Below are 25,820 nucleotides of genomic sequence, written 5' to 3' on the forward strand. Positions count from 1 at the left end.
GATCACCGCTGTGAAGCGATGGCGGCAGTCTTACTCTTCAACGCTTACCACGGTACGGGCCTGGAACTGAGCCAGTGCTTCAGCACGCTCTTCTTCGCTCATCGGGATCAGACCAGCGTCTTCCAGCGGGCTGCCGTAACCAGAGATCATGTCATTCAGGAAGAACTCGGTGTACTCGGCCAGACCAGGAATCACGTCCAGGTGCTCGCCCTTCACGTAGAAGAACAGCGGACGAGAAACGGGGTATTCGCCAGAACCGATGGTTTCCAGGCTGGGCGTCACGCCATCCACAGTGGCCACTTGCAGGCGGTCACGGTTCTGGTCGTAGAAGCTCAGACCGAAGACGCCAACGGCATCTGCCTGGGCATCCAGACGAGCCAGCGTTTCGGTGTAGTCACCGGCGATCTCGACGATACGGCCATCGCCACGCAGTGAGTTACAGGCATCGCCTTCTACGTTGGCATCGCTTTCACAGCCAGCGTGGATGACTTTCTCTTCGAATACTTCACGGGTGCCGTGGTTGGAAGCCGGAATCACCAGCACGATTTCCTGGTCGGGCAGGCTGCTGTCGATTTCGTTCCAGCGGGTGTAGGGATTGTCGACCAGCTGACCATCTTGTGTGACTTGAGCGGCAGCGGCTTTGAATACGTGCTCAGGCGTCAGAGCGAACTCTTCACGGTCGATACGCGATGCAAACACGATACCGTCGTAGCCGAACATCACTTCGAGGATGTCGTTGACGCCATTTTCGTTACAGTTGGCCACTTCGCCACTGCGGATGGCACGAGAAGAGTTGGCGATGTCGATGGTGTTTTCACCAACGCCCTGACAGAACTGGCGCAGACCGCCACCGGAGCCACCAGAGCCTACCACTGGGGTGTTGAACTGAGAGTAGGTGTTACCAAACTCTTCCGCCACGATGCTGGCAAACGGCAGTACAGTTGAAGAACCTGCAATCTGCACGGTGTCACGAGCAACGGCAGCCGTCGATACGCCGGTAGCCAGTGCGGCAGCAACTACAACACCAAGTGTCTTTTTCGTTACTTTCATCGTCGTGTCCCCTTTGGTTTCATGCCTGGGCTATTCGATTTGAGCCGTTCGGCAATGTTGGCGATTGGCCTTTCACACCGAGGAGTTTGCACAGCGACGATTGCAGAAATATGACAGCGGTAATTTTTTTAGCGAGGAATGTTAACGAAGCGTTGGCCTGGGGCCCTATCACAGCAGCAAGCCCAGCGCCGCCAGCGTACACAGGGCCAATGAACAGCGTTGTAGCAGCACTTTATCCAACCGATGGGCCACCGCATCGGCCAGCGCATTGCCGATCAATACGGCAGGCAGAAACGTCAGCGCCAGCTTGAAATGCCAGATGCTGAGCTGCCCCGCCAGGGCTAGCGTCGCCAGGGTCAGCAGCGAGGTGATGACGAAGAAGGCCGCCAGATTGCCGCGCATGCGATCCGGCGAGAAGCCGTGCATCAACAGCACGATGGGCGGCCCACCAATGGCCGCCACGGTGCCGAAGATGCCCGACAGTACACCGGCCACGAACAGTGTGACGCGATTCACCGGCAAATGAAAACGGCACAGCGTCACGCCTACCGCAAACAGCACGATAGCGGCAATCAACGTTTCCAGCACGGCCATGGGCGCCGCCAGCAGCAGCCAGATTCCCAGCCCGTTACCCGGCAGCCGCCCCACCAGTGCCACGCTGATCTCGCGCAGATGCACTTCGTGCCAATAGCGCCGCACCATCATCAGTGAAACCGTAAAACCGAACAGCACCAGCACTACCGGCACCAGCCGTGGCTCCAGCATCAGCAACAGCGGTGCCCCGACGACCGCCAGGCCAAACCCCGTAGCACGCTGTACGAAGGCCCCCAGCAGCAGCACGCCGGCACAGGCCAGCCATGTCGCTAGAGAAATTCCCAAGGAGAGCTCCATGGTGAGCGCCAGCCATTCGAGCTCCGCCACGCCTAGACCGCCTGGGTGAGCTTTCTCACCCCGATGTTACCCAGCAGCGCCGCGCCCAGCATGGTCAGCACCATCGGCCAAAGATGCTCTACCTGGAAGAGCCCCACCAGCACACCCGCCAGCGCGCCACAGCTGAACTGAATGCCCCCCAGCAGCGCCGTGGCCGTGGCGCTGATATGGCCGAAATGATCCAGCAGCGACGAGATGGCGTTGGGTGTGATCAGCCCGATCATGCCGGTAAACAGCATCACCAGCGCCACCACGACCGGCAGCGTGGCCAGATCGAAGGCCGTTGCGGCCACCAGTGCCAGCGCGGCACATAGCTGCACCGTCAAGCCAAAGCGCAGGTTCTGCTGGGGCGTGCGCTTGCGCAGCAGGTGGATATTCAGCCGGTTGGAGAGCGCAATCATGACCACGTTGACCCCAAATACCAGCGGGTAAACGCCTGGAGAGAGGGAGAAGTAATCGAGATAAAGAAAGGGCGACGCCGTCACGAAAGCAAACAGACCCGCAAACGAGGCTGCCACGGCGCAAATGTAACCCATGCCCTCTCGGTGACGCAGCACGCTGGCGTAGTTACCCAGCACCTGACGAGGGGTTGCGGCGGGCAAACCGGGGTCGCGGGTTTCAGGCAGGCGCGTCCCCAACAGCCAGAGCAAAAAGCCTGCATAGACAGCCAGAAACACAAAGATCAGCCACCAGCCTGCAATATGCAGTAGCAGGCTCCCGACCGCCGGCGCCACCAGCGGTGCCAGCATCATGATCATGGCCATGGTGGACATCACCCTGGCAGCCTCACGCCCGCTGAAACAATCCCGTACGATGGCCGCCGAATTGACCACGCAGGCTCCCCCGCCCAGCGCCTGCACGAACCGCCATGCCAGCAAGGATGTCAGGCTATCGGCGGTGGTGATCATCAAGCTGGCCAGCATGAAGACCACCAGCCCGCTGAGCAGCACAGGTTTGCGCCCCATGCGGTCCGACAGCGGGCCAAAACAGAGCTGCCCCAGCGCAAAGCCGAACAGAAACATGCTGATGGAAAGCTCAGTATGGTGAATGCTGGCACCGATACTTTCCGCCAGCACTCCCATGGCAGGCAGGTAGGCATCTATTGCAAAAGGGGCCAACGCCGTATTGGCCGCCACCAATAGCGCGACGCGACGCGGATTGAGTTCCATACATCTCCTTGAAAGCTACGCTGGTTGGCCGCTCGCTGGCCACTTAGATAGGACGCTAATCATACACACAACCCCAGAATCGCGCATCGCCCACTCAGAACTGAAACATTTGCCCACTAAGCTGCCCGTCATGATTCAAATGACGCTGTCCTGGGGGCCACGATGATACTCAAAAAGCTGGAAAACATTTCGCTACGCAATCTGAGCCTTGCCGCGCTGCTATTGATGGCAGGCTGCCTGCTGATGTTCGCCGCACTGGCCTGGCATATCATGCAGCAGAGCCAGCGTGACCTGGCTTCGCTTGAGCAGGTCAATGTTCAGCAAGCCTCCTCGCTGAATCGGCTGCACATTGCCAGCCTGGAAGGTCTCAATCGCATGGACCGTGCCCTGGAGCGCCAATTGCGTCCGTCGCTCGGGGACCCCATCGCAGCGCTGGAAGCCGTCGAGTATGAATTGAACGAGATGTCCCAGGCGCTTGAAAGCTTCCTGCAGGCCACTCAGGACAGCACCTATTCAGCGTTGCGCGACGCCATTGGTGAGCGCGCCAACCAATTGCTGGCCAGTATGGATGCCCAGCGCAACGCCATTACCACCGGTGACCGCAGCGGCTATCGGCAAATCACCCTGGAAGCCATGGATCATAGCGAGGCCCTGGCAGGCCATGCTCGGGCGTTTTACCAGGTAGCCGATCAGCAGGGTGTCAGCCTGATGCAGGACGCCGAGCAGCGCGCAGGTATGGTGGCCGCTGGGCTGGCGTTGGGCATGGCGGTCTCCCTGGCCCTGATGGGCGCCTTGATCTGGCTGGGCCACTTCCAGTTGCTACAGCCCATCCGCCACTTGATCGGCCACTTTCGTCATATGGCCGAAGGAGACCTGAGTGCCGAGGTTCCAGCCCGTGGCAACAACGAAATCGGCCAGCTCTATGCGGCCCTGGGGGTCATGCAAAACTCCCTGATCGAGACCGTCAAGCAACTGCATGACAACAGCCAGCACGTGTTCCAGAGTGCTCAGCGGCTGGCTCTGGGTAACGAGGACCTGGCCACGCGCACCCATCAGCAAACCACCTCACTGGACAACACGGCCACCAACGTACATACCCTGACCGATAGCGTGGCCCACACCGCCGAGCATGCCCTGAAGGCCAAGGAACTGACCGAACACGCCACGACACAAGCTCAGCAGAGCCACCACACCATGGAAGCCTTTCTGTCGACCATGGAAGAGATCGATGCCCACGCCAAGCAGGTCAACGACATCGTCAACGTCATCAATGGCATTTCGTTCCAGACGAACCTGCTGGCCCTCAACGCGTCGGTGGAAGCGGCCCGTGCGGGCGAACAGGGTCGTGGCTTTGCCGTGGTGGCCGCTGAAGTGCGTTCACTGGCCACCCGCAGCGCAGAAGCTGCCACTCAGATTCGCAGCCTGCTGGCCTCTTCCAATACCAGTATCGAGCGCGGCAACCAGCTTTCCCGAGATGCCAACCAGCAGTTCGAGGAGATGGTCGGCTCGATCTCCACGACTCACCGATTGATTACCGATATTGCCGAAGCCGCCCACCTGCAGCACCAGAACATCGAAGAGATCAACGAGACCCTGCAGGAGCAGACCCAGGTAACCCAGGCCAATGCGCTTCAGGTGGATGCCACCGCGCAGGATGCGATGTCGCTGGAGTCGGCCGCCGAAGGCATGCGAGAGCAAGCGGCCCGATTCAAGATCAGCCAGCGGCCCCAGGCCGTCGGCTATCAGTGGCGAGCAGCGGATTCTTCATCATCGTCACCGATCAAGCATACTCAACGCGAGCCAGCCTTGTTAGAGTAACCATGACTCATACAAGGAGCACTGCATGGCCACTAGCCTATTAAGCCAATTGAAAGAGATGACCACCGTGGTGGCCGATACCGGGGATCTGGAAGCCATTCGTCGCTTCCAGCCCGAGGACGCCACCACCAACCCTTCGCTGATTCTTCAGGCGGCCCAGCAGGAGGAGCGCCGCGCTCGCCTGGCCAGTATCGCCAAGGAGAGCACCGACCTGGATGACGCGGTCGATCGGGTGGCAGTGGATATCGGTAGCGAAATCAGCAAGCTAGTTCCCGGTTATGTATCCACCGAGGTCAGCGCGCGTCTCTCTTTCGACAAGGAAGCGACCATCGCCAAGGCCCACTCGCTGATCGAGCGTTATGCCGAGTACGGCGTGGGCCCCGAGCGTATTCTGATCAAGATGGCCTCGACCTGGGAAGGTATTCAGGCCGCTCACCAGCTGGAGCGCGACGGGATTCGTACCAACCTGACCCTGCTGTTCGGCTTTGCCCAGGCCCAAGCCTGCGCCGATGCTGGCGTCACGCTGATCTCGCCTTTCGTGGGGCGGATTCTTGATTGGCATAAGGCGCGCCAACCTGATGCCGACTTCAGCGGCGCACAGGACCCGGGCGTACAGTCGGTCAAAGGGATTTACGAGTACTACAAAGGCCACGGCTACCCCACCATCGTGATGGGTGCCAGCTTTCGTAACATCGGTGAGATCCAGGCGCTGGCAGGCTGCGACCGCCTGACCATCTCCCCTGCCCTGCTCAAGGAGCTGGACGAGATCGAAGCCGACCTGCCCCGCCAACTCAGCCCCCTAGGCGCCAGCAGCTCACCGGAAGAAGCCTTGGCACAAGCCGATTTTCGCTGGGCAATGAACGAAGACGAGATGGCCACCGACAAGCTGGCCGAAGGGATTCGCAAGTTCATGGCTGACCAGCGCAAGCTGGAAGAGTTGCTGAGCACGCTGAGAAAGGGCTAGGCTACGATTTTTGCGCGCCTGCTCACCAGGCGTCTTTGAACAGCCCTCTGGCGCATCACTGGCCAGAGGGCTTTATTTTGCAGGAGCCCCCTGGGCTTCCAGCATCTCCACCAGCGGCTGAAACTGCTCGCGGTTATGCTCGTTCATGTGCATCAGGATACGGTGCGCTTCCAGAATACGGCCGCGCAGCCCCTCTTCGTCAGCGGGCTCCTCGGGCAGATCTTCCAGTACCGTCTCCAGCGGCGCCGACGGCTGAATCGGTGCCGACATCAGCGTAAAGAAGCGCGCAAAACCCATCACATCCAGCATCTGCCGGACATCCGGATTATCCGCGATGATGGTTGGGGGCTGTTCCAGGCGACCTTTGACGGCCATGGCCACCTTGGCGAGAAAACCCAGCGCCGTCGAGTCGACGTTCGTGGCCTCACGCAGGTCGATCATCACGGCACGCAGGCCTGGCGTTTCCGCTAGACGCTGTGCTTGGGTATCGAGTGTGGCGCAGAGCGTGAGTCTTACATCACCACACAGCTTTAAAACAAAAACACCGGAGTCGAACGCCGCCTTGATGCGGCCCTCTTCAATCAGCATGACCAAATCCGCTCACCATCATGATTGTCAGGTCATCGGGTAAAGCATCGCGGTCCTGGTTCGCCTCATCTTCCTCGTCGCCCCCACTCAGGAGCGAGTTGGTGTTGGCTAGCCGGTCTCGCAGCTGCTCAAGCGTGACACTTTCGCTTACTAGTTGCTCAAGTTCCGTGAGCCGCGTGTCGAGCGTCTTACCCGGCAAGCATTCCAATACACCATCTGAACACAGCCACAACCTGAAGTCGGCTGGCAGCGGACAGCTAAGCGAAGGATACTCCACATCAGGGAAAAGGCCTACAGGCATTCCTTCCCCCGCCAAACGCCTCAGGTTGCCATCCGCCATCAATAGCGGCATGGGAAGCTGGGCGCCGAGCGAATAGTGCAGAGTCTTTTCCTCATGGTCAATAACACCGACAAATAAAGTGGCGTGTTTGCCGATGTCGGTATCCTGAAGTTCACGGTTCAGGGCCGATAACCAGCGGGGTGGCAGCGCCTGAGGGTCCTGGCCGTCCCACTCGTTCAACCAGCGGTTGCAGAGATATTTCAGCAGCACGGTCACGAAGGCGGAGGAGGCCCCGTGGCCGGATACATCGGCAAAATAGAACACGCTGAAGCGGTCGTCGTAGCGCTGGTAGTCGAGAAAATCGCCCGACAGATAGAGCGACGGCGCAAACCAGTAATCGTAATAGACGCCGCTGATCACCTTGGGCCTTGGCGGCAGCAGACGGCGCTGGATATGTCCCCCACTCTGCTGATCCATTCTCAGCAGGGCCAGATGCGTTTCCAGGCTTTCGTTCAGCTCCGCCAGCCGTTGCCGGTCACGATCACGCTCCTGGGCCAGTTGATGCAGCTCGATGGCCTTGCGGATCATCCTGCGCAGCAATTCGGTATGCCTGAGCGGGTGGACGATGTAATCCACCAACCCGGCGTCGATCGCCTTGATCAAATCCGCATCCTGACGGGTATCACTCACGACCAGTGCGGGCAGGCGATGGGCCAGCTGCGACCACTGCTGCCTGGGCACTGCTCTGGCATGGGCAACGATCAGCGCGGTGCCCACCGGCAGATGATCGATATTGTCTGCGGCAAACACCCACATACCATCACAGGTAATCGCCTCGGCCAGCGCATCACGCTCGCTACCGGGCTCATCGATTACCGCGATCAACTGCTTTGCGTGATCCATGTCTAGCCTCAGTCGGCGAAGTCGTCGTCACCAAAGTCGCTATCGTCGAACTCGAAATCGTCCATGGCAAAGGGATCGTCGCCCAGCTCACCATCATTGATCTCGAACTGTCGACGCTGCAAGTAAGCATCGCGAATGAATCGGTAGCGATCCCCACGAATCAGTGACTCCTGATCCAGCAGGCCCGCCCGCAAGTGCACGATATCGAGTGCAGTCAGGCCAGCACGCAGCTGGTGATCGTCCATGTAGGTGATGGGGTGCGCCGCGATATCCAGCGGGAAACCCGACGCATCGCGCAGGGTACGCGGCCCCAGCAGCGGCAACACCAGATAACGTGAATCTTCCCAACCCCATACGGCCAGGGTCTGGCCGAAATCTTCACGCTCGGCGGTGATCTCCATATGCGTCGCGTAATCCAGCAGCCCACCGACCCCTACCGTGGAGTTGATCAGGAAGCGTGACGTGGCCAGCCCCGCATTGGCGGGCTTGCCTTGCAGCAAGCTGTTGATGGCCGTGCGAATTTCCCCCAGGTTCGAGAAAAAATTACCCACGCCAGTCTGCACCGGTTGAGGGGTGATGGTCTTGTATCCCGTGGCCACAGGCTTCAGCGCATAGCGGTCGAGCACGTCATTGAAAGCAAATACGCGCCGATTGAAGCCTTCCCAAGGGTCTTCCGGATGCGCTGACTGCTCAACGACACCCTCTCCGCTCGCGTCGCCGCGCTCGTGGGTAGACGTGCTGGCACATCCACCCATGGTCAACGTGGCCAACAACAGAGCGGGGAGCCAGGGGCGCCACGTCCCAGGCGCCGTGTCTTGCTTGGCAAACAACCTCAGCATGGGGTTTCCTCTTTTCACTTCATCAACGCAACTTCAGGGTGCACAACGCCAACGATTCGCCGCTGACGTGGTTTTCACGACGTACTTATCTCAAGTACTTAGCCTTCCCGGCGAAGGATCACACTTCCCGCGCTGTACCCTGCGCCAAACGAACAGATCACCCCGATATCGCCATCCGACAAGTCTTCGCGATGCAGATGGAAGGCGATGATGGACCCCGCCGAGCTGGTATTGGCATAGCGGTCCAGGATGATCGGTGCCTGCGACACATCGGGCTCCTGGCCCAGCACCTTGCGGGCAATCAGATCGTTCATGTGGCGATTGGCCTGATGCAACCACATACGCGAAAGGTCCTCACCGCTCAACTCCAAGGAGGCTAGGTGCTCGGTGATCAGCTTGGCGACCAGCGGGCAGACTTCCTTGAACACTCGCCTTCCCTCTTGCACGAACAGCTTGTCCAGGGCCAGCGGGTCGCTGTCGGTGACTCGATTGAGAAAACCGGCATTGTTACGAATGGCGTTGGAAAATTGAGTGACCAGGCGTGTCCCCAGAATCGCATAACGCTCCTTGGCCACCGCCACCTCACTGCTTTCCAGTACCATAGCAGTACAAGCATCGCCGAAAATAAAGTGGCTGTCACGGTCTGTAAAATTCAGATGTGCCGAGCAGATCTCCGGATTGACGATCAACGCACGCTTCACCCGCCCCGCTGCAATCGCATTGGCCGCGGTCTCCAGCGCAAACGTGGCGGAGCTGCACGCCACGTTCATGTCAAAGCCGTAGCCCGACGTGCCCAGCGCTTGCTGCACTTCCACGGCCACGGCCGGGTAGGCGCGCTCCAGGTTCGAGCAGGCCACGATGACCAGCTCGATATCCGCCGCCGACACCTTGGCTGACGCCAATGCCTGACGCGCAGCTTCGGTCGCCATCTCACACTGAATCGACGGCTCGTCGTTGGCACGTTGTGGCAGTTTAGGCCGCATTCGCTCAGGGTCAAGAATCCCGGCGGCATCGAGTACGTAACGGCTCTTGATACCCGAGGCCTTCTCGATGAACTCGGTACTCGAATAGGCCAGCGCTGCCCGCTCACCCTGGGCAATGGCCTCGGCATGGCGCGCGTTCTCGCGATCTACCCATGCATTGAAGGCAGCGACCAGCGCTGCATTATCGACCGCGTGTTCCGGCGTATAGAGTCCTGTTCCGGTAATCACTGCCTGTGTCATGCCAACCTCCTTCATTGAATGCCTTGCCCGCGGGTGATCTCTTCCCAACGCTTCTCCAGGCGTTTTGCCGATACCGGCATGTGCGTGCCCAACTGCTGCGCAAACAGCGACACTCTCAATTCCTGTATCCACCAACCGAACGCTACCAGCGTCGGGTCTTCGGCCGCGCCACGTCGCTCGCTCTTGCGCCGTGCGTCAAAGCGCGCTTCGAGGGCTTGGACATCCTGCATCAGCATTTGGTCCCTGCCCCGCTCTCGGGCGGCCTTTTCCAAGCGAATCAAGGCGGCTTCCATGTAGCGTGGATACTCCGTGAGCCACTCGTCCGCATCACGAATGAAGCCTGGGTAAACCAGCCGCTGCATTTGCGCACTGACATCGCTGTAGACCAGCGCCAGTGCAAAATTAAGTTTCCCTTTCAGAATCTTGCTGACGGCAAGATGGCCTTTCAGTGCCTCTTCGACACGCCCCAGCACGGTCTCGGCATGGGCCACCAGTTGAGTCTGCGTCTTTGCCAGTCGCTCGGCCAGCTCACCGGCAGAACGCGGTAGCGGATGCTGTGCCACGACCTGTGTAAACACCGCCAGCAGCAAATCCTCGACCAAGGCCTGCTTGCTGCCTACCTTGGCGAACAGCAGCGCGCACTTTTCGACTCCGGGTAGCCGTTTGATGGCTTTGACCTGCTCAGGCAGCTTGGCAATGGCCAACCGGGCGACCCCTTCCTGATGCGCAAACTGCGCCTTGGCGGGATGATCGAACAGGCTGACCTTGAAGTGCCCGCCCTCAGCGACCAAGGCCGGGTAGGCTTCCACGCGAATGCCCGCCTGGGTGGTGACACGAGATTCAGGCAGCGGCGATGCGGGCAGCTCTTCCAGCGTGGGTGCCTGGCTGGCCTGCTCGGCCAGCGCCTGGGCGCCGGCACTGGCGGCTTCCTCGAAGCGCCGCTCCAGGGCACGTACATCACGCCCTTGCCCCAGGGTCTTGCCCCCATGATCGACCACCCGCACATTCATGCGCAGGTGGGGCGGCAGCAGGTCGAGGCGCCAGTCGTCGGGGTGAACCCGCGTGCCGGTACGCCGCCGGATGAACTCGCCAAGCGCCTCGGTCAGGGGGCGCTCGTCCGGCACCAGTGTTTCCAGGGCGGCATCGACCCAATCGGGGATAGGCACCACCTGGCGGCGCAGGCTTTTGGGCAGCGACTTGAGTAGCGCAATACACTTCTCGCGCAACAGGCCGGGCACCAGCCAGTCGAGGGAAGTGGCAGGCAGCTGCGGCAGCATCGCCGCAGGCACGGTAAGGGTGACACCATCGTCCTCGGCATCCGGGTCGAAGTGATAGCTCACCGGATAGGCCACGCCCGCCAGGGTGAGGTGATCCGGGTACTGCGCCTGGGTCACGTCATGGGCGTCACGGGCCTTGAGCGCCTCAAGATCGAACTTCAGAAGCTCGGGCTGTTGCTGCTCGGCCTGCTTGCGCCAGTGTTCGAAGCCCTTGCCATTGACGATGTCTGGGGGGATGCGCTCGTCGTAGAAGGCGAACAGGCTCTCTTCGTCCACCAGTATGTCACGCCGTCGGGCACGATCCTCCAGCGCTTCGACCTCTGCGATCAACGCCCGATTATGGGCAAAGAACGCGCCTCGCGTCTGGAATTCGCCTTCGACCAGCGCACGACGAATAAACAGCTCCCGCGACTCCTGGGGCGCAATGGGGCCATAGTGCACCCGGCGCCGCGCAACGATAGGCAGGCCAAACAGGGTCACCTGCTCGAACGCCACCACCTGGGCGCGCTTCATTTCCCAGTGGGGCTCGCTGTAGCTGCTTTTGACCAGATGCTGCGCCTGCGGCTCGATCCACTGGGGGTCGATTTTGGCCACGGTGCGTGCAAACAGCTTGGTGGTTTCGATCAGCTCGAAGGCCATGACCCATTTGGGGCTCTTCTTGGCCAACCCGGAGCCGGGATGGATCATGAATTTGCGGTTGCGAGCGCCCAGGTATTCGCGGTTCTCCAGCAGCGTTCCCAAATTGGACAACAGACCCGACAGCAGCGCCTGGTGCAGCTTGCCAGAGGTTTTACGCCGCGCCTGCTTGGCCTGCTCTTCGCTTTCGTCTTCATCGCGAGGCAGCGGTGGCGGCACCTCGATATCCATGTCACGCAGCAGCTGACGCAGTTGGCGGAACGTATCGTGCCACTCGCGCATGCGCAGATAGTTGATGTAGTGCTCGCGACACCAGCGGCGCAGCTGATTGCCCGAGAGCGCCTCGCGAGCATTCTCGATGCCGTGCCATAGGTTGAGCAAAGCGACGAAGTCGGAATCCGGGTCGTGCCAGCGCTGATGCGCCTGGTCGGCCGCCTGACGCTTGTCGGCAGGCCGCTCTCGCGGGTCCTGAATGGCCAGCGCCGAGACCACCACCAGCACGTCGCGCAGGCTGCCCCGTTCGGCCCCTGCCAGCACCATGCGCGCCAGCCTTGGGTCGATGGGCAGTTTGGCCAGCTTACGGCCCAGCGGGCTCAACTGATGCTTGTCGTCCACCGCACCCAGCTCGAACAGCAGCCGGAAACCATCCTTGATGAAGCGGCCGTCAGGCGGGTCGACAAACGGAAAGTCTTCGATGTGCCCCAGCTTCAGCGCCAGCATGGACAGAATCACCGACGCCAGGTTGGTGCGCTGAATTTCGGGGTCGGTAAACGCCGGGCGAGCCAGAAAGTCGTCTTCATCATACAGCCGAATGCACACCCCTTCGGCCACCCGGCCACAGCGCCCCTTGCGCTGGTTGGCGCTGGCCTGGCTGATGGGCTCGATGGGCAGCCGCTGGATCTTGGCACGGTAGCTGTAGCGACTGATACGCACCAGGCCCGGGTCGATGACATAGCGAATTCCCGGTACGGTCAGCGAGGTTTCCGCCACGTTGGTGGCCAGCACGATACGTCGCCCGCGATGGGGGGAGAACACGCGATTTTGCTCTTCGTTGGACAGCCGCGCATAGAGCGGCAAAATGTCGGTGCCTTTCAGGTCGGCACGGCGCAGCGTATCGGCGGTTTCCCGAATGTCACGCTCACCGGGCAGAAACACCAGCACGTCCCGGGGGCCGTGGAGCCAGCCTTTCTGGCGCTCGATGGTCTCGATTTCCTGCACGGCATGAAGAATACCCTCTTGCAGCGTGCGGTCTTCTTCGTCCTCTTCGCTGCGCACCAGCGGGCGATAAAGGACATCCACCGGGTAGGTACGGCCCGAGACTTCGACCACCGGGGCCGGCGCGTCAGGCGTGCCGAAGTGGGCCGCAAAGCGCTCGACGTCGATGGTGGCGGAGGTGATGACCACCTTCAGGTCCGGGCGTTTAGGCAGCAAACGCTTCAGGTAGCCCAGCAGAAAATCGATATTGAGGCTGCGCTCGTGGGCTTCATCGATGATCAGAGTGTCATAGCGCAACAGCAGCGGGTCGTGCTGGGTTTCGGCCAGCAGAATCCCGTCGGTCATCAGTTTGACCAGCGTCGTGGGCGTGCTCTGGTCATTGAACCGTACCTGATAGCCCACCTGCTCACCCAGTGCCACCTCCAGCTCATCGGCAAGCCTGGCTGCCACGCTGCGTGCTGCCAGCCTGCGCGGCTGGGTGTGGCCAATCAGGCCCTGGCGTCCGCGCCCCAGCTCCAGACACATCTTGGGCAACTGGGTGGTTTTACCCGAGCCGGTTTCACCGGCCACGACCACCACCTGGTGCTCCCGAATGGCCGCCAGAATGTCCTCGCGACGCTCGACGACGGGCAACTCACCGGGGTAGTTCAAGGCAACACGCAGAGCTTCCCGCTGGGCCAGCAGCTGCGTGGCCTTTGCCATGTCGCGGCGCAGCTCGTTGACACCACGGTCGACCGGCTTGTTGTCACGCTGCCGTCGCTTCAAGCCCGACACACGCCGGGCCAGGCGCTCACGGTCGCGAAGCATGACATCACCCAGCGATGCGTCGAGTACCGCCAGCAAAGCAGCAGGATCTTGCGGGGATTCAGTGCGAGAAGAGTGCGTGTCGGTGGTCACGTTAGGCTCGGTTTCCATCTCAGAATAAAACGTCGGCCCACTCATGGAGTGGGCCGACCATTGTACCGCTTTCAATCACGTGACGCCTAACGCCAGCCAATATGGCAATGTATCAGGCCTTGTTGGCTTCCTGGTCGCGCAGCTGGCGACGCAACACTTTACCCACATTGGTCTTGGGCAGCTCATCGCGGAATTCAACGTACTTGGGTACTTTGTAGGCGGTCAGCTCCTTTTTGCACCAAGCGCGCAGCGTCTCGGCATCCAGCTGACTGTTTTTCGACACGACGAAGAGCTTGATGGCTTCGCCGGCGTTTTCATCGGCCACCCCGACGGCAGCCACTTCCAGCACGTCGGGATGCGCGGCCACGACGTCTTCCACTTCGTTGGGATAGACGTTGAAACCGGACACCAGAATCATGTCCTTCTTGCGATCAACGATCTTGATATAGCCATCGTCTTGAAGGATGGCGATGTCACCGGTGTGGAACCAGCCCTGCTCATCGATGGAATTACGCGTTTCGTCTTCACGCTGCCAGTAGCCTTTCATGACCTGAGGCCCTTGCACGCACAGCTCCCCTGGCTCACCGAACGGCACGTCGTTGCCCTCGCTGTCCACCACCTTCACCGCCGTACCTGCCACGGGTTTGCCGATGGTGCCCAGTTGAATGGCGTCGTTGGGGTTGAAGCTGACGATGGGAGAGGTCTCTGTCAGCCCGTAGCCCTCGGCAATCGGGCAGCCGGTGGTCTCTTCCCAGCGCTGAGCGGCTGCCTTGGTCAAGGCCATGCCGCCGGAAATGGTCAGCTTGAGTTTCGAGAAGTCGAGCTGGCGGAAATCATCACGGTTGCACAGGGCATTGAACAGCGTGTTCAAACCAATGAAACCGGTGAACGGCAGCCCTTTCAACTCCTTGACGAAGGCTGGCAAGTCACGCGGATTGGTAATCAGCAGCGAGTGGTTGCCGGTTTCCATCAGGAACAGGCAGTTAACGGTAAACGTGTAGATGTGGTACACCGGCAGCGGCGCAATGACCAGCTCTTCACCGTCGGTCAGATGCTCGCCAATGGCCGAGCGAGCCTGCAACATGTTGGCCACCAGGTTGCGGTGCGTCAGCATTGCCCCTTTGGGCATGCCGGTGGTGCCACCGGTGTACTGCAGCGCGGCCAGATCTTCCTGGGTGCGGTCTACCGGGCGATGGGTGAGCGAAGCGCCCTTCTTCAGCGCATCGCGAAAACCAACTGCGCTGGGCAGCGAGTAGGCGGGCACCATTTTCTTGACGTGCTTGACCACGGCATTGATCAGCCAGCGCTTGGGCACGTCATGCAAGTCCCCCAGTTGAGTGACCAGCACGTGCTTGATGTCGGTCTTGTCCAGCACCTTCTCGAGCTTGTCGGCCATGTTGGCCAGAATCAGGATGGCCTTGGCGTTTGAGTCCTTGAACTGATGAGCCATTTCACGCTCGGTGTAGAGCGGGTTGGTATTCACCACCACCAGACCAGCACGCAGTGCGCCGAAGACGGCCACCGGGAACTGCAGTACGTTGGGGAGCTGGATGGCGATCCGATCCCCCGGCTCCAGATCGGTTTCATGCTGCAGCCAGGCGGCGAAATCCGCTGACAAGTGGTCCAGGTCGGCAAAGCTGAGCGTCTTGCCCATGCAGGTAAAGGCTGGCTTCTGGGCGAAGCGCTTCACTGCCGAATGGAATACATCGGTGACCGAGTCGTACTGCTCCAACCCTTCAAGCGCTGGGCCGCGTAAAATGGGGGTGCTGGCGTGTTCGCTCATGGGGAATCTCCGCTATCCGTGTCGATGCTGTACCGACCTTGTTATTGTGGCGAGGCTATCAAGTGGTTCATGAACGCCAACGATATACGACGTCCAGCAGACTGTAAAACGAACGATTGAAACTTGCGTTTCAACTTTAGCTTAAAGCCCGTCGACCCTCACCACCGTTCTGGTCATGCCATTTCTTTAGCATAGTCAGGATTTTGGACCATAACGGGCACGGATTTCTCCCCCACGCCATACCAACAGTTCACCTGGCGCCATACGCTGCCAGGCTTCATTGTGGGTCAGGGGCTCGGTGGCCACCACCGAAACGATATCGTTGGGCGTGGTGTGCTCGACGAAATTGACCGTCATCTCGGCATCCGAGAGCTCCGCCTGCCCAAACGGTGCCCGTCGAGTGATGTGCGCCAGTTTGGTAGAACAGTAGCAATAGAGATAGACACCGTCCGAGAGCAGCAGGTTGAACACCCCCAGCCCGCGCAGCCGTTCGCAGAGCGCATGCAGCCGCTCCCAAAGTGGCTCTGGCGATTCAGGAGGCGAAGGAAAATGGCGCCGCAGCTCGCCCATCAGCCAACAGAAGGCGTGCTCACTGTCGGTACTGCCCACGGGGGTGTAGAGCCCCAGCGGCAGTTGCTGCCAGTCACTCAGTTGACCGTTATGGGCGTAGCACCAGGGCCGCCCCCACATTTCACGAGTAAAAGGGTGCGTATTGGCCAGCCGAACGCCCCCCACGTTGGCCTGACGGATATGGCTGATGACCACGTGCGACTTGATCGGGTAGTCGCATATCAACCGCGCGATAGGCGAATCCACCGAAGGGTGAGGGTCGCGAAACTCGCGATAACCGCCCTCTTCATAGAACGCAATGCCCCAGCCATCGCGGTGGGGCCCCGTACCGCCGCCCCGATGCAGAAAACCCGAAAAGCTGAAGCAGATATCCGTGGGTACATTGGCGCTCATACCCATCAACTCACACATGAAGACGCCTCCCCGGCCAGTTTGGAGATCAACGGATCACCGGCTCACGACGGCGGACAGGATGAGGCTCTTCGACACTCTGACGGCGTGCAGGGGCTTCTTCGACCGGCATCGGACGCCGCCACCACCACAGCGCAATCCCCACGCAGGCGCCCAGCGCAATGCCCAGAATGGCCCACAGCAGGCCATTGCGCAGGCCACTGGCGCTATGTTCGAAAAACGCCACCGCCGCGACCATGGCCGATGGCGCCCAGCCGGTATAGAACTCACCCTCTTCCACCAGCGGCAAGCGGTAATTGGCCGGCATCCACATGACGCCCGCCACGCCCCAGGTAATGACAAGACGAGGCAGGCGCGGCAACCAGGCCAACGCAAAATAGATGGCCAGCACGACCAGCAGCGAAAGTCCGTAATAACTTAGCCACAGCAGTGACATTGAGTCAGCAAACAGCATAATACCCCTCATGTGGGTGGAAGCACCCGACGTTGATTTCCCGTTATGGTACCTGTCAATTTATGAAAGCACAGCCTGGTATGCACGAAGGCTCGCCCGTAGCACGCTATTATCGCGCCGATGACCCTGAATGGCACTGGTTGGAATCTCGTGACGCACCAGACGTTCAACCTTTTTTAGCCGACGCCAACCAGCAGCATGCCGACTGGTTTCGCCCCTTGGCGCCGCTGGCCGACGCCCTCTACCATTCACACTTGGCACGGCGCGAGCTGGCGGTCAAAAGCCTGGCCACGGTATTGGATCACTTCACCTGCTGGAGCGAAACGGGAGCCGACGACGACTACCCCTGCTGGTGGCGACATCCCAACGGCCAGCCCCAGCGTGCCGAGTGCTTTCTGGATGTGCGCGAGCGTGCCGCAGAGCAGCCGTTCTACGACATGGGGGACATGGCCCTCTCCCCCGACGAGCAGTGGCTGGCCTGGACCGAAGACACCCAAGGGGACGAACGCTACACCCTCTGGCTGAAAGCGTTGCCCAGCGGCACTCCCCGCCAGTTGCTCGAAGACATCGGGCCGTCGGTGTGCTGGGCAGAGGACCAGACAACCCATGGCGCGACGCTGCTGTTTACCCGCTTCGACGACACCCAGCGCCCCGATAGCTTGTGGCGACTGTGGGTAGGGCTCAATAGCGACGCCCAGGTAGACACCGACGCTCAGGCTAGCGCACCGACACTGATCCTGCGTGAAGACGACCCGGAGTTCTGGCTGGGCGTTGGCAAGACCCGTTCGCGTCAATGGCTGATCATCGAGAGCGGCTCGAAAGATACCACGGAGGTCCACGCCCTGCCCGCCCACCAACCCGCCGCGAGCCCAGTATGCCTGCATGGGCGCACGAATGGCGTGGAGGTCAGCATCGACCATCGGCCGGGGGCTTTCTACCGGCTACACAATCAGGCAGGGCCACACTTTGCCCTGGATACGCGTGCCGACACGCTGGAAGATACGGGCTGGAAAAGCCTGCTGCCCCCGCGGGAGGACGCCACGCTGGAAGGGGTAGATGCATTCGCCTGGGGGCTGGTCGTGGCCGAACGCAGTCATCAGGAAGCTCAGGTGCGGTTGAGGCAACTGAGCCTGGCCGAAGATGGCCATACGCTCATCGAAGATCACTACCTGGCGCTACCCGACACGCCTGTCTCGCAGCTTCTGGAGGACATGCCCCACTTCGATGCACGCACGCTCCACCTGCGGGAAGAGTCTTTTACCCACCCTCCCCGCTGGTTTGCGCTGAACCTGGACAGCGGTGAGCGCACGCTACTCAAGCAAGTACCGGTACACGGCAGCCTCTCCCCTGAGCAACTGGTCAGCCGACGGATCTGGGCCACCAGCCACGACGGTGAACAGGTGCCCGTTTCCGTGGTCATGCGTGCCGATCTGGTCGGGCAGCCTCTGCCGACGCTGCTATATGGCTACGGCGCCTATGGCGAAGCACTCGACCCCTGGTTTTCGATTGCCAGGCTGGAGCTCCTGGAGCGTGGCGTGGCCTTTGCCGTGGCCCACGTACGCGGCGGCGGCGAGCGCGGCGAACCGTGGTACCTGGCAGGCAAGATGGCCAACAAGGAAAACAGCTTTCATGACTTCCTGGCTGCCCGCGAGGCACTGGTGTCCGAGCAGGTCAGCCAGCCTGAACGGATCGTCGCCTGCGGTGCCAGCGCGGGCGGGCTGCTGGTGGGTACCTGCCTGAACCGGGCACCAGAGGCGTTCTGTGCTGCTGTGCTCGACGTGCCCTTTCTGGATGTACTGCGCACCATGCAGAATCCCGAGCTGCCGTTGACCACCGCCGAGTACACCGAATGGGGCAACCCTGAGAGCAACGACGTCCGCGAGCGGATCGCTGGCTACTCTCCCATGGATAATATTCGCCCTCAGCGCTACCCGGCGCTATGGGTCGAGGGCAGCTGGTTCGATACCCGGGTCAGCTACTGGGAGCCCGCCAAGTTCTATGCCCGTGTGACCCAGGCTCAGCAGGGAAGCGCCCCGATTCTGCTGCACACCGACATGACCAGCGGCCACGGCGGCGCCTCCGGCAGATTCAAGGCTTGGCGCGATGCGGCACGCCAGGATGCCTTCATTCTATGGGCGTTGGGTCTCGTGACAAGGCCTGAATAAAGCCTTCGAAGGCCTGCTCGGCCCCTTGGCGCACACAAGGCCAATCGGGTTCCGGGCAGGCCGCTTCTGCCTGGCGCCATAACGCGGCCCAGGTGTCAGCCGCCAGCGGCGTGGCACCAAAAAAGCGACACGGCACCGAGGAGCCCAACTGTTGGATCACGCAACGCGCGATCACCTCCCCTCCCAACCGAGACCCTTCCAGCACGTACAGCATACCCACCATTTCCGCCTCGTTATGCGGTTCAGGGAATCGCCAGCGGGCAGTCAGTGGCTGACCAAGTGCTTGCAGGTCCTGCTCTAGCAGGGCCGCACGCGTCACCAAAGGATAGCGCCAAGACCATTCGCCAAGCGCCGCCGCCAGCGTTTGCTCCAGTCCTGATATCGCCGGGTAAAGGCGGGTCAGTGCCTGCCCATAGACCTCCAGGCTCAGCCCTGGTCGAAGGAGAGGGCTGAGCACAGGGTGATGATCAACGCGCTGGTGAGCCGTACGCGTCGTGTTCTTGAGCCACTGGGCCAACGTCGTGGCAGCGAAGGGCTCACGCGTCATCTTTACCCCACGGCAAGCTCTTGGCCTGCTGAAGCAAGGCACGCAGTTTCAACAGGTAGAGCCGGGTGCTGGAAGACCAGGGGCGGCTGTGGCCTACCCGCTGCTCCACCCACGCTTCGAAGGAGCGGCGGGGCGACACCGTGCTTTGACCATCACGGTAGTCGACGGGCTTGTCCGGATTCCCACCCCAGGTAACTTCGTACAAATGCTCGACACGGCACAGATACAGATTGACGCGATGATGGGAGTCCAGCGGCAGATCTCCGATCACTGCCACCCCCGCGACCTCACTAAGCGGCATGGATGCACAGTCCCGCTGCAGGCTGTCGCTTAACCAGACATTCGAAGGCTCGCTGACGACCTGTTGGCTAATCGCCTGAATGGCGGCGGGGGTCAGTCCAACGCCGCTCAGGTAGTATTCGTCATCCATCTGCAACAGCACACCATCCACGGCAAACGTCGTCATCAGCCAGGCGCTGAGTTCATCCCAGGCGCTCTCCAGACCACCATGGCGCATCAGGACTGCCTTGGCCTTGTCGAAGTGCCGTTCCATGCCATCGAGTATCTGCAGGCGCCGACGCGCCTTGAAGTCTCGCAAACGCAAGTTGAACGCTTCGCTCACGGCGGCCATCTGCCGAAGCTGACTGACGGTGAGTTGGCGCGGCGTGGCACAGTGGCAGGAAATCAACGCCTCCAGCTCGCCTGACTGAATGATGGGTAGCGAAATGGCGCCTTCCACTCCCATGTTGGCCATGTATTCAAGATGCATGGGCGAAGCGCTGCGCAGATCGACGTAGCCAAGATCAGGCACCGCCCCGGCCGCCAGGGCATGCACGGGCACAGGGGAGGCAGTGGCATCCGGTATGGTACGCCAGGGGTTCTTGAGATAGAGCTGCCGCGCGATATAAGGGATATCGCTGGCCGGGAAGCGAAGCCCTTGATAGCTGCCCTTGATGCCTGGGCGCCGCGCTTCGCAAAGCACTTCACCATCGCCTGCGGGGATGAAACGGTAGTACAGAACACGGTCAAAGCCGCTCATGGTCAACAGTTCGTCCATCAATTGCTGACACTGGGCATTGAGCTCATCGCTGCTATCAGGCACGGCGACAGAGGCACCAATAATCGTCATGGTGTCTCCGTGGGCATCCACTGGATAAAACTCCAACGCCAGGCCCTCCCCGTGCACAGTGGCCACGAGATCGAACTCCTGACGCTCGGTGTGACACTGGCCATAGTGACGCTCGCCCTCCTTCAAGGCAGGCAAGGTCAGCAAGTAGTCCCGAAAATGGGTAGGCAAGCGCTGCCCCAGGCGGCACGTGCCCTGGGCATCGTCCAGTCGCTCGCTGTTGGCGGACAAATGCGTGATGCGGCCTTCGGCATCAACGATGACCAGCACTCCATGGGGCTGTATCGCCCCCGTCAGATGCAATGCCTCTTGTTCACACTGGTGGATGAAACCACGCTCGTCAGTCATTGGGTTAAATCCGATGAGAGAAGTTCAGCCTTGCCATTCACACGTATCAGCTCAGCATAGGCGTCCAGGGCAAGAGGCCGTGAAAGGTAATAACCCTGAACGAAGTCACAGCCATTTTCTACCAGCCAGGCCAACTGCGCGGCCGTCTCGACGCCTTCTCCCACGGTACGGATCCCCAGCGCGCTGGCCATGCCCAGGATGGCCAGCGCAATGGCTTGATCGCTCTCGTCACTTCCGCCCAGGCCATCGACGAAGCTCTTGTCGATTTTCAGCTCCGCCAGTGGCAGACGCTTCAGGTAAGCCAGCGATGAATAGCCCGTTCCAAAATCATCCACCGCCAGTTTGATGCCTGCCTCGCGCAGCTTTTCGATATTGCCCAGCGCCGAGCTGGAGCGATCGACCAGCGTGCTTTCGGTGATCTCTACCTGAATGAGCGTGTGGGGGACGCGGTACTGTTTCAGGCAACCAAACAGATGGGTAATGAAGCGCTCTTCTTGAAAGCTGCGTGCCGAAACATTCATGGCCACGGGCAGCGGCTGCAGCCCTTGCTCGCGCCACTGGGCGATCTGCCTGATCAGCATCAGAGCAACATGGCGATCCAGGTCCAGAATCAGCCCGGTAGCTTCCGCCACGGGAATGAAGTCCACGGGGCTGACAGCGCCCAACACAGGGTCCTGCCAGCGCAGCAGCGCCTCGGCCCCCGCTAATTGGTGGCCATCTTTGCAGGTATATTTGGGTTGATAGACCAGATGCAGGCGCCCGTGCTCCATACCTTCACGCAGGGCCTGCCCAATCGCTACATCGCGCATCAAGCGAGCCTGCAGCTCGGGCTTGAACAGCTCGAAGCGGTCGCGACCATTCTCCTTGGCACGGTACATGGCGGTGTCTGCAGCTTTGGTCAACCCTGCCACGTCATCGCCATCATCAGGGCAGAAGGCCAACCCGATGCTGGACGTCACGAACAGCGTGTGGCGTCGCACATCGAAGGGCTTGGCGATGGCCTCCACGATGCGTTTGGCCACTTGTTCCGCCCCTTCGATGGAGGTTTCCATGAGGATGATGGTGAACTCGTCCCCTCCCAGGCGCGCCACGGTGTCCATATCGCGTACCAGCTCTTTCAGACGACTGGCTACCTGGATCAGCAGCTCGTCGCCCACGTCGTGCCCCAGGGTGTCATTGATACTCTTGAAGTTATCCAGATCCAGAAACATCAAGGCACTAAGCTGGTCACTACGCTTGGCTGCAGCAATGGCGATCTGTAATCGATCCTGAAACAGCGTCCGGTTGGGCAAGCCGGTGAGCGCATCATGGGTGGCCAGGTACTCCGCCTGCCGCTGGGTATCCTTGATGTGGCTGATATCGGAAAACACCGCCACATAAAGGGTTTCTTCGGGCGTCTCGGCCACGATCCGGTTGAGCGTCAACCATTGCGAAAACACCACGCCGTCATGGCGTTTGTTGTAGACTTCACCCTGCCAATAGCCCGTCTGCTGCACGATTTCCCACACCACCTGACAGCCACCCGAGCAGGAATGGTCAGACGGTGTGTTGTCCTCACAGTAGAGCAGTGGCAGTGCGGGGTGACCGACGACCTCGTCTGAACGGTAGCCGGTAATGCGGCTGAAGGCTGCATTGACAGACTGCACCTCACCCTGCGCAGTGATGACGACAATGGCCTCCCCTGCCTGTTCGTAAACCTTGGCCGCCACCTGCATGTCCCGCTCGGCGTACTTGCGAGCCGTGATGTCTTCCGACTCGGTGAGGATCAAATAGGGGTGGCCATGCTCGTCGCGGAGCAACTGGTGAACGCACGTGAGCACGCGAGGATGGCCCTCTTCCGTGGGCAACACATGCTCGGCGCTCACCTTGTTCTGATAACGCAGTGCTTCGAGATCCTTCGCCCATACCGAGCCCGCATAGGTATCCGGAAAAAGTTCGAAAATATTACGCCCGATCAGCTGCTCCTGGGTCAGCCCGAACGATTCCAGAAAGCGTGGGTTGGCAAAGGTATAGCGCCCATTCAAATCCTTGAGGGCAATCATGACCGTGCTGTTTTCCATCAACGCATGGAGCTGGGCCTGGGACTGACGCAGCTTGGCCTGGACATGACTAAGGTCTGTCACGTCCATCAGCGTCACCACCAACAGCTCGACGCTCCCCTCCTGGTTGATGCCAGGGGTCACCAGGCGCTGCAACAGCCTGCCCTCGAGCTCCAGGATACTTTCGATCGGCGATGCCTGCTCACCGACCTCCAGAAGAACATCCTCCAGATCGTTAAGCACGGCAGGCAGCCGCAGCCCGGCCACATGGCGCTGCAAGGCCGTGGGGCGCAAGCTGAAATAACGCGAGGCTGGGGCATTGTAGCGTTTGAGACACAGCTCGCCATCGAACACCAACAGCGGAAAATCGAGCGCGTCATAGAGGTAGGCATACTCATCGTTGAGCTTGGTCAGCTCGCCCGTTTTCACGTTGAGTTCTTCGTTGAGGCTGATCAGCTCTTCGTTGGTGGCCTGCAACTCCTCATTGGCAGCTTCCAGTTCCTCGTTGGTGGCCTGCAGTTCTTCATTGGAGGCTTGCGCCTCTTCGTTCAGCGACTGCATTTCCTCATTTGCCGTGGCCAGCTCTTCGATCAACGACTGCAAGTGCTCTCGCGTGGCTTCAAGCTCGTCTTCCAGGCTGTCAAGGCCATCCAACTCTGGCAGCATGAGCTTGTCCAGCGACGCGTCCGGTGTGCGCTCACTCTCCAACGAGGGTGCCAGTACCACGAGAAGACGATGATCGTCAGCCTGTTCGGTCAGGCCGCGAACACTCAACTGCCACCACTCGCCTTCGAAACGCCGACGCCTACCCATTTGCGTCGCGTGGGTCTTGTGAAACTGATGCAACAGCGACATCAGCTCGCCGCGAAACAGATCACTGACGACATCCTGAATACCGACCTGAGTACGACCAGAAGGGAAGCGCAAAAAGCGTTTGACGTCACCAGCCGTATGCTGGACGTTGCCCTGTGCATCGCATAACACCACCGTGACGCCGACATGCGCCACCAAGGCATCCAGCAGTTGCTGCATGTCTCGATCACGTCGCTTCAAAGGCGATACATGTCGCAGCATCGCCGAGGAGTGCTCTACCACTTCCGCGCTGTTGCCCTGCTTGACGAACAGGCGCTCCCGCCGATCGAGAGGTTTGAACAGCGCTTCGGAATGGGCAATGCTCTCCGAGCGCCCCAAAAACAGCACACCTCGCTCTCGCAAACCGAAATGAAACCGTTGCAGCACTCTTGTCTGCAAATCATTATCGAAATAGATCAGAACATTACGACAAGTAATCAGGTCAAGACGCAGGAAGGGAGGATCATCGACCAGGTTGTGCTTGGCAAACACGATCATGTCACGCAAGGTCTTGCTGACCTCATAGACATGGTCGTGGGCGGTAAAGTAGCGTGACCGCCACTCGTCGGGCAGTGCGGCCAGCGCCGCACCGATGTAGCGACCTCGGCGCGCAATTTCCAGCGCATCGTCATCGATATCCGTGGCAAACAGCTGCACGACCGCCTGACTTTCCAGCTGCCGTTTGGCCTCTGCGACCAGCAAAGCAATGGAGTAGGCTTCCTCGCCTGTGGCACACCCCGCCACCCAGATACGCAGGGGGCCGCTATTGGCTGACTCGACGATGCCTCTGACGGCTTTTTCCACGGCCTCGAAAGCACTGGTATCCCGAAAAAATGCCGTCACCGAGATCAGGATATCGCGACCCAGCTGTTCGAGTTCGGCCGGGTTGCTCTCTACCAGCTCGATGTACTGCTGCATGTCGGACACGTTGCTCGCCACCAGTCGACGACGAATGCGCCGACTCAAGGTTCCTTGCTTGTAGCCCGAAAAATCAAGCTGTCGACGCTCCTTGAGCAGCGTCAACAGACGCTGGGGCACCGAGACTTGATTTCCTTCCAGGCTGGCACACTCCAGGCGGGCAAGCTCTGCCAAACGCCCTCCCATCTCCTCCACATCCAGAATGTAGTCGATGACACCCGCATCGATGGCCGACTGCGGCATGCCGTCGTATTTTGCTGTGTGCGGCGTCTGTACCATGGTGACGCCCCCTGCAGCCAGAATGGCACGCAGCCCAGCCGTCCCATCGGAGCCGGTGCCAGAAAGCACGATGCCCACGGCAGATTCGTGGGCATCGCTGGCTAAAGAGGTAAAGAAATCGTTGATGGAAGGCTTGGGCACGACATGAGGCAACGCGGGCGTGGTGTAAAACACGCCCTCTCTTATCGTCGCATTCATGTTGGCGGGCACCACATAGATGACGCCGGCTTCCGGGCGCTGCTGATGCTCCAGACGCGTCACCCGCAACCGGGTCTCACGCGCAAGAATATCCACCAGCATGCTTTTGTGGGCAGGAGAGACATGCTGCAGCACCACATACGCCAGCGGTAGCGCAGGATCCAGGGGGCGTATCAGCCTGGTAATGGCCTCAAGCCCACCCGCAGAGGCGCCAATACCCACGACAAGCGGTGATACTGGCGCTGGCGTTGCAGCAGTCATGGCGTTCCTTTGAATCATGGTGAGGCGTTTCGACAGTCTACACAGCTTGGCAACAAAGCAATACGTCACCCGCCATTAAA

At 60.4% G+C, this 25,820-nt stretch carries 17 protein-coding genes; 3 read left to right on the forward strand and 14 right to left on the reverse strand.

Annotated features, from left to right (window positions below; genetic code table 11):
• Window positions 1-30 precede the first annotated feature (30 nt).
• The 3 genes from IE061_RS16460 to IE061_RS16470 all read right to left on the reverse strand — a co-directional run bounded on the left by IE061_RS16460 (window position 31) and on the right by IE061_RS16470 (window position 3,149).
• On the reverse strand, window positions 31-1,050 hold the full coding sequence (locus IE061_RS16460; RefSeq protein ID WP_039182610.1) for a substrate-binding domain-containing protein: 1,020 nt from the start codon (window positions 1,048-1,050) through the stop codon (window positions 31-33).
• A 168-nt stretch (window positions 1,051-1,218) separates the two neighbouring features.
• On the reverse strand, window positions 1,219-1,941 hold the full coding sequence (locus tag IE061_RS16465) for a sulfite exporter TauE/SafE family protein (protein ID WP_039182659.1): 723 nt from the start codon (window positions 1,939-1,941) through the stop codon (window positions 1,219-1,221).
• 32 nt (window positions 1,942-1,973) lie between these two features.
• Window positions 1,974-3,149 (reverse strand): multidrug effflux MFS transporter, encoded by a 1,176-nt coding sequence (locus tag IE061_RS16470; protein WP_039182607.1) that lies wholly within the window; start codon window positions 3,147-3,149, stop codon window positions 1,974-1,976.
• Window positions 3,150-3,311: 162 nt separating this feature from the next.
• Here IE061_RS16470 and IE061_RS16475 point away from each other — a divergent pair, with 162 nt between their 5' ends.
• Together IE061_RS16475 and tal are read left to right on the forward strand one after the other, a co-directional pair.
• The gene (locus IE061_RS16475; protein ID WP_039182604.1) at window positions 3,312-4,967 is read left to right on the forward strand and encodes a methyl-accepting chemotaxis protein; all 1,656 of its coding nucleotides are present in this window, start codon (window positions 3,312-3,314) and stop codon (window positions 4,965-4,967) included.
• 25 nt (window positions 4,968-4,992) lie between these two features.
• Complete coding sequence (gene tal, locus IE061_RS16480; protein WP_039182601.1) at window positions 4,993-5,931, forward strand: transaldolase; 939 nt, start codon at window positions 4,993-4,995, stop codon at window positions 5,929-5,931.
• Between the two features lie 72 nt (window positions 5,932-6,003).
• Here the strand turns inward: tal and IE061_RS16485 are convergent, their stop codons facing one another.
• The 8 genes from IE061_RS16485 to IE061_RS16520 all read right to left on the reverse strand — a co-directional run bounded on the left by IE061_RS16485 (window position 6,004) and on the right by IE061_RS16520 (window position 17,007).
• Window positions 6,004-6,519 carry an STAS domain-containing protein gene (locus IE061_RS16485; RefSeq protein ID WP_039182597.1) on the reverse strand — a complete coding sequence of 172 codons (516 nt, stop codon included), beginning with the start codon at window positions 6,517-6,519 and terminating at the stop codon, window positions 6,004-6,006.
• Entirely contained in the window at window positions 6,509-7,702 is a 1,194-nt protein-coding gene (locus tag IE061_RS16490; RefSeq protein WP_039182594.1) for a PP2C family protein-serine/threonine phosphatase, read from the reverse strand. Before IE061_RS16490 ends, IE061_RS16485 begins: the two co-directional genes overlap by 11 nt.
• Before the next feature lie 8 nt (window positions 7,703-7,710).
• The gene (locus IE061_RS16495; protein WP_193462081.1) at window positions 7,711-8,541 is read right to left on the reverse strand and encodes an MlaA family lipoprotein; all 831 of its coding nucleotides are present in this window, start codon (window positions 8,539-8,541) and stop codon (window positions 7,711-7,713) included.
• A 98-nt stretch (window positions 8,542-8,639) separates the two neighbouring features.
• Window positions 8,640-9,764: a beta-ketoacyl-ACP synthase III gene (locus IE061_RS16500; protein ID WP_039182588.1), complete on the reverse strand. Its 1,125-nt coding sequence runs from the start codon at window positions 9,762-9,764 to the stop codon at window positions 8,640-8,642.
• An 11-nt stretch (window positions 9,765-9,775) separates the two neighbouring features.
• Entirely contained in the window at window positions 9,776-13,807 is a 4,032-nt protein-coding gene (gene hrpA / locus IE061_RS16505; protein WP_193462103.1) for an ATP-dependent RNA helicase HrpA, read from the reverse strand.
• A 94-nt stretch (window positions 13,808-13,901) separates the two neighbouring features.
• The gene (locus IE061_RS16510) at window positions 13,902-15,572 is read right to left on the reverse strand and encodes an AMP-binding protein (RefSeq protein ID WP_193462082.1); all 1,671 of its coding nucleotides are present in this window, start codon (window positions 15,570-15,572) and stop codon (window positions 13,902-13,904) included.
• A 195-nt stretch (window positions 15,573-15,767) separates the two neighbouring features.
• On the reverse strand, window positions 15,768-16,553 hold the full coding sequence (locus IE061_RS16515; RefSeq protein WP_039182579.1) for a class II glutamine amidotransferase: 786 nt from the start codon (window positions 16,551-16,553) through the stop codon (window positions 15,768-15,770).
• Window positions 16,554-16,581: 28 nt separating this feature from the next.
• A complete protein-coding gene (locus IE061_RS16520; RefSeq protein ID WP_193462083.1) occupies window positions 16,582-17,007 on the reverse strand; it encodes a hypothetical protein in 426 nt (141 codons plus the stop codon).
• 62 nt (window positions 17,008-17,069) lie between these two features.
• Here IE061_RS16520 and IE061_RS16525 point away from each other — a divergent pair, with 62 nt between their 5' ends.
• Window positions 17,070-19,172 carry a S9 family peptidase gene (locus tag IE061_RS16525; protein WP_193462084.1) on the forward strand — a complete coding sequence of 701 codons (2,103 nt, stop codon included), beginning with the start codon at window positions 17,070-17,072 and terminating at the stop codon, window positions 19,170-19,172.
• On the opposite strand, the gene IE061_RS16530 is transcribed toward IE061_RS16525, so the two are convergent.
• Genes IE061_RS16530 through IE061_RS16540 form a run of 3 tightly spaced genes read right to left on the reverse strand, consistent with a single transcriptional unit; the run spans window position 19,132 to window position 25,740 of the window.
• Window positions 19,132-19,719 carry a biliverdin-producing heme oxygenase gene (locus tag IE061_RS16530; protein ID WP_189464167.1) on the reverse strand — a complete coding sequence of 196 codons (588 nt, stop codon included), beginning with the start codon at window positions 19,717-19,719 and terminating at the stop codon, window positions 19,132-19,134. The genes IE061_RS16525 and IE061_RS16530 overlap by 41 nt on opposite strands.
• Window positions 19,709-21,193: a GAF domain-containing protein gene (locus IE061_RS16535; RefSeq protein ID WP_193462085.1), complete on the reverse strand. Its 1,485-nt coding sequence runs from the start codon at window positions 21,191-21,193 to the stop codon at window positions 19,709-19,711. Before IE061_RS16535 ends, IE061_RS16530 begins: the two co-directional genes overlap by 11 nt.
• Window positions 21,190-25,740: an EAL domain-containing protein gene (locus tag IE061_RS16540; RefSeq protein WP_193462086.1), complete on the reverse strand. Its 4,551-nt coding sequence runs from the start codon at window positions 25,738-25,740 to the stop codon at window positions 21,190-21,192. The genes IE061_RS16535 and IE061_RS16540 overlap by 4 nt, the downstream gene beginning before the upstream one ends.
• Window positions 25,741-25,820: the final 80 nt, after the last annotated feature.

The organism is Vreelandella hamiltonii (genome assembly GCF_014651795.1).
GTDB classification, from domain to species: domain Bacteria; phylum Pseudomonadota; class Gammaproteobacteria; order Pseudomonadales; family Halomonadaceae; genus Vreelandella; species Vreelandella hamiltonii.

What these genes read in the sequence shown, in the direction of transcription:
- tal (WP_039182601.1), top strand. Translation starts at nt 4,993, where the DNA reads ATGGCCACTAGCCTATTAAGCCAATTGAAAGAGATGACCACCGTGGTG.
- IE061_RS16525 (WP_193462084.1), top strand. Translation starts at nt 17,070, where the DNA reads ATGAAAGCACAGCCTGGTATGCACGAAGGCTCGCCCGTAGCACGCTAT.
- IE061_RS16535 (WP_193462085.1), bottom strand. Translation starts at nt 21,193, where the DNA reads ATGACTGACGAGCGTGGTTTCATCCACCAGTGTGAACAAGAGGCATTG.
- IE061_RS16510 (WP_193462082.1), bottom strand. Translation starts at nt 15,572, where the DNA reads ATGAGCGAACACGCCAGCACCCCCATTTTACGCGGCCCAGCGCTTGAA.
- IE061_RS16540 (WP_193462086.1), bottom strand. Translation starts at nt 25,740, where the DNA reads ATGACTGCTGCAACGCCAGCGCCAGTATCACCGCTTGTCGTGGGTATT.
- IE061_RS16520 (WP_193462083.1), bottom strand. Translation starts at nt 17,007, where the DNA reads ATGCTGTTTGCTGACTCAATGTCACTGCTGTGGCTAAGTTATTACGGA.
- IE061_RS16495 (WP_193462081.1), bottom strand. Translation starts at nt 8,541, where the DNA reads ATGCTGAGGTTGTTTGCCAAGCAAGACACGGCGCCTGGGACGTGGCGC.
- IE061_RS16470 (WP_039182607.1), bottom strand. Translation starts at nt 3,149, where the DNA reads ATGGAACTCAATCCGCGTCGCGTCGCGCTATTGGTGGCGGCCAATACG.
- hrpA (WP_193462103.1), bottom strand. Translation starts at nt 13,807, where the DNA reads ATGGAAACCGAGCCTAACGTGACCACCGACACGCACTCTTCTCGCACT.
- IE061_RS16490 (WP_039182594.1), bottom strand. Translation starts at nt 7,702, where the DNA reads ATGGATCACGCAAAGCAGTTGATCGCGGTAATCGATGAGCCCGGTAGC.
- IE061_RS16515 (WP_039182579.1), bottom strand. Translation starts at nt 16,553, where the DNA reads ATGTGTGAGTTGATGGGTATGAGCGCCAATGTACCCACGGATATCTGC.
- IE061_RS16485 (WP_039182597.1), bottom strand. Translation starts at nt 6,519, where the DNA reads ATGCTGATTGAAGAGGGCCGCATCAAGGCGGCGTTCGACTCCGGTGTT.
- IE061_RS16465 (WP_039182659.1), bottom strand. Translation starts at nt 1,941, where the DNA reads ATGGAGCTCTCCTTGGGAATTTCTCTAGCGACATGGCTGGCCTGTGCC.
- IE061_RS16460 (WP_039182610.1), bottom strand. Translation starts at nt 1,050, where the DNA reads ATGAAAGTAACGAAAAAGACACTTGGTGTTGTAGTTGCTGCCGCACTG.
- IE061_RS16530 (WP_189464167.1), bottom strand. Translation starts at nt 19,719, where the DNA reads ATGACGCGTGAGCCCTTCGCTGCCACGACGTTGGCCCAGTGGCTCAAG.
- IE061_RS16500 (WP_039182588.1), bottom strand. Translation starts at nt 9,764, where the DNA reads ATGACACAGGCAGTGATTACCGGAACAGGACTCTATACGCCGGAACAC.
- IE061_RS16475 (WP_039182604.1), top strand. Translation starts at nt 3,312, where the DNA reads ATGATACTCAAAAAGCTGGAAAACATTTCGCTACGCAATCTGAGCCTT.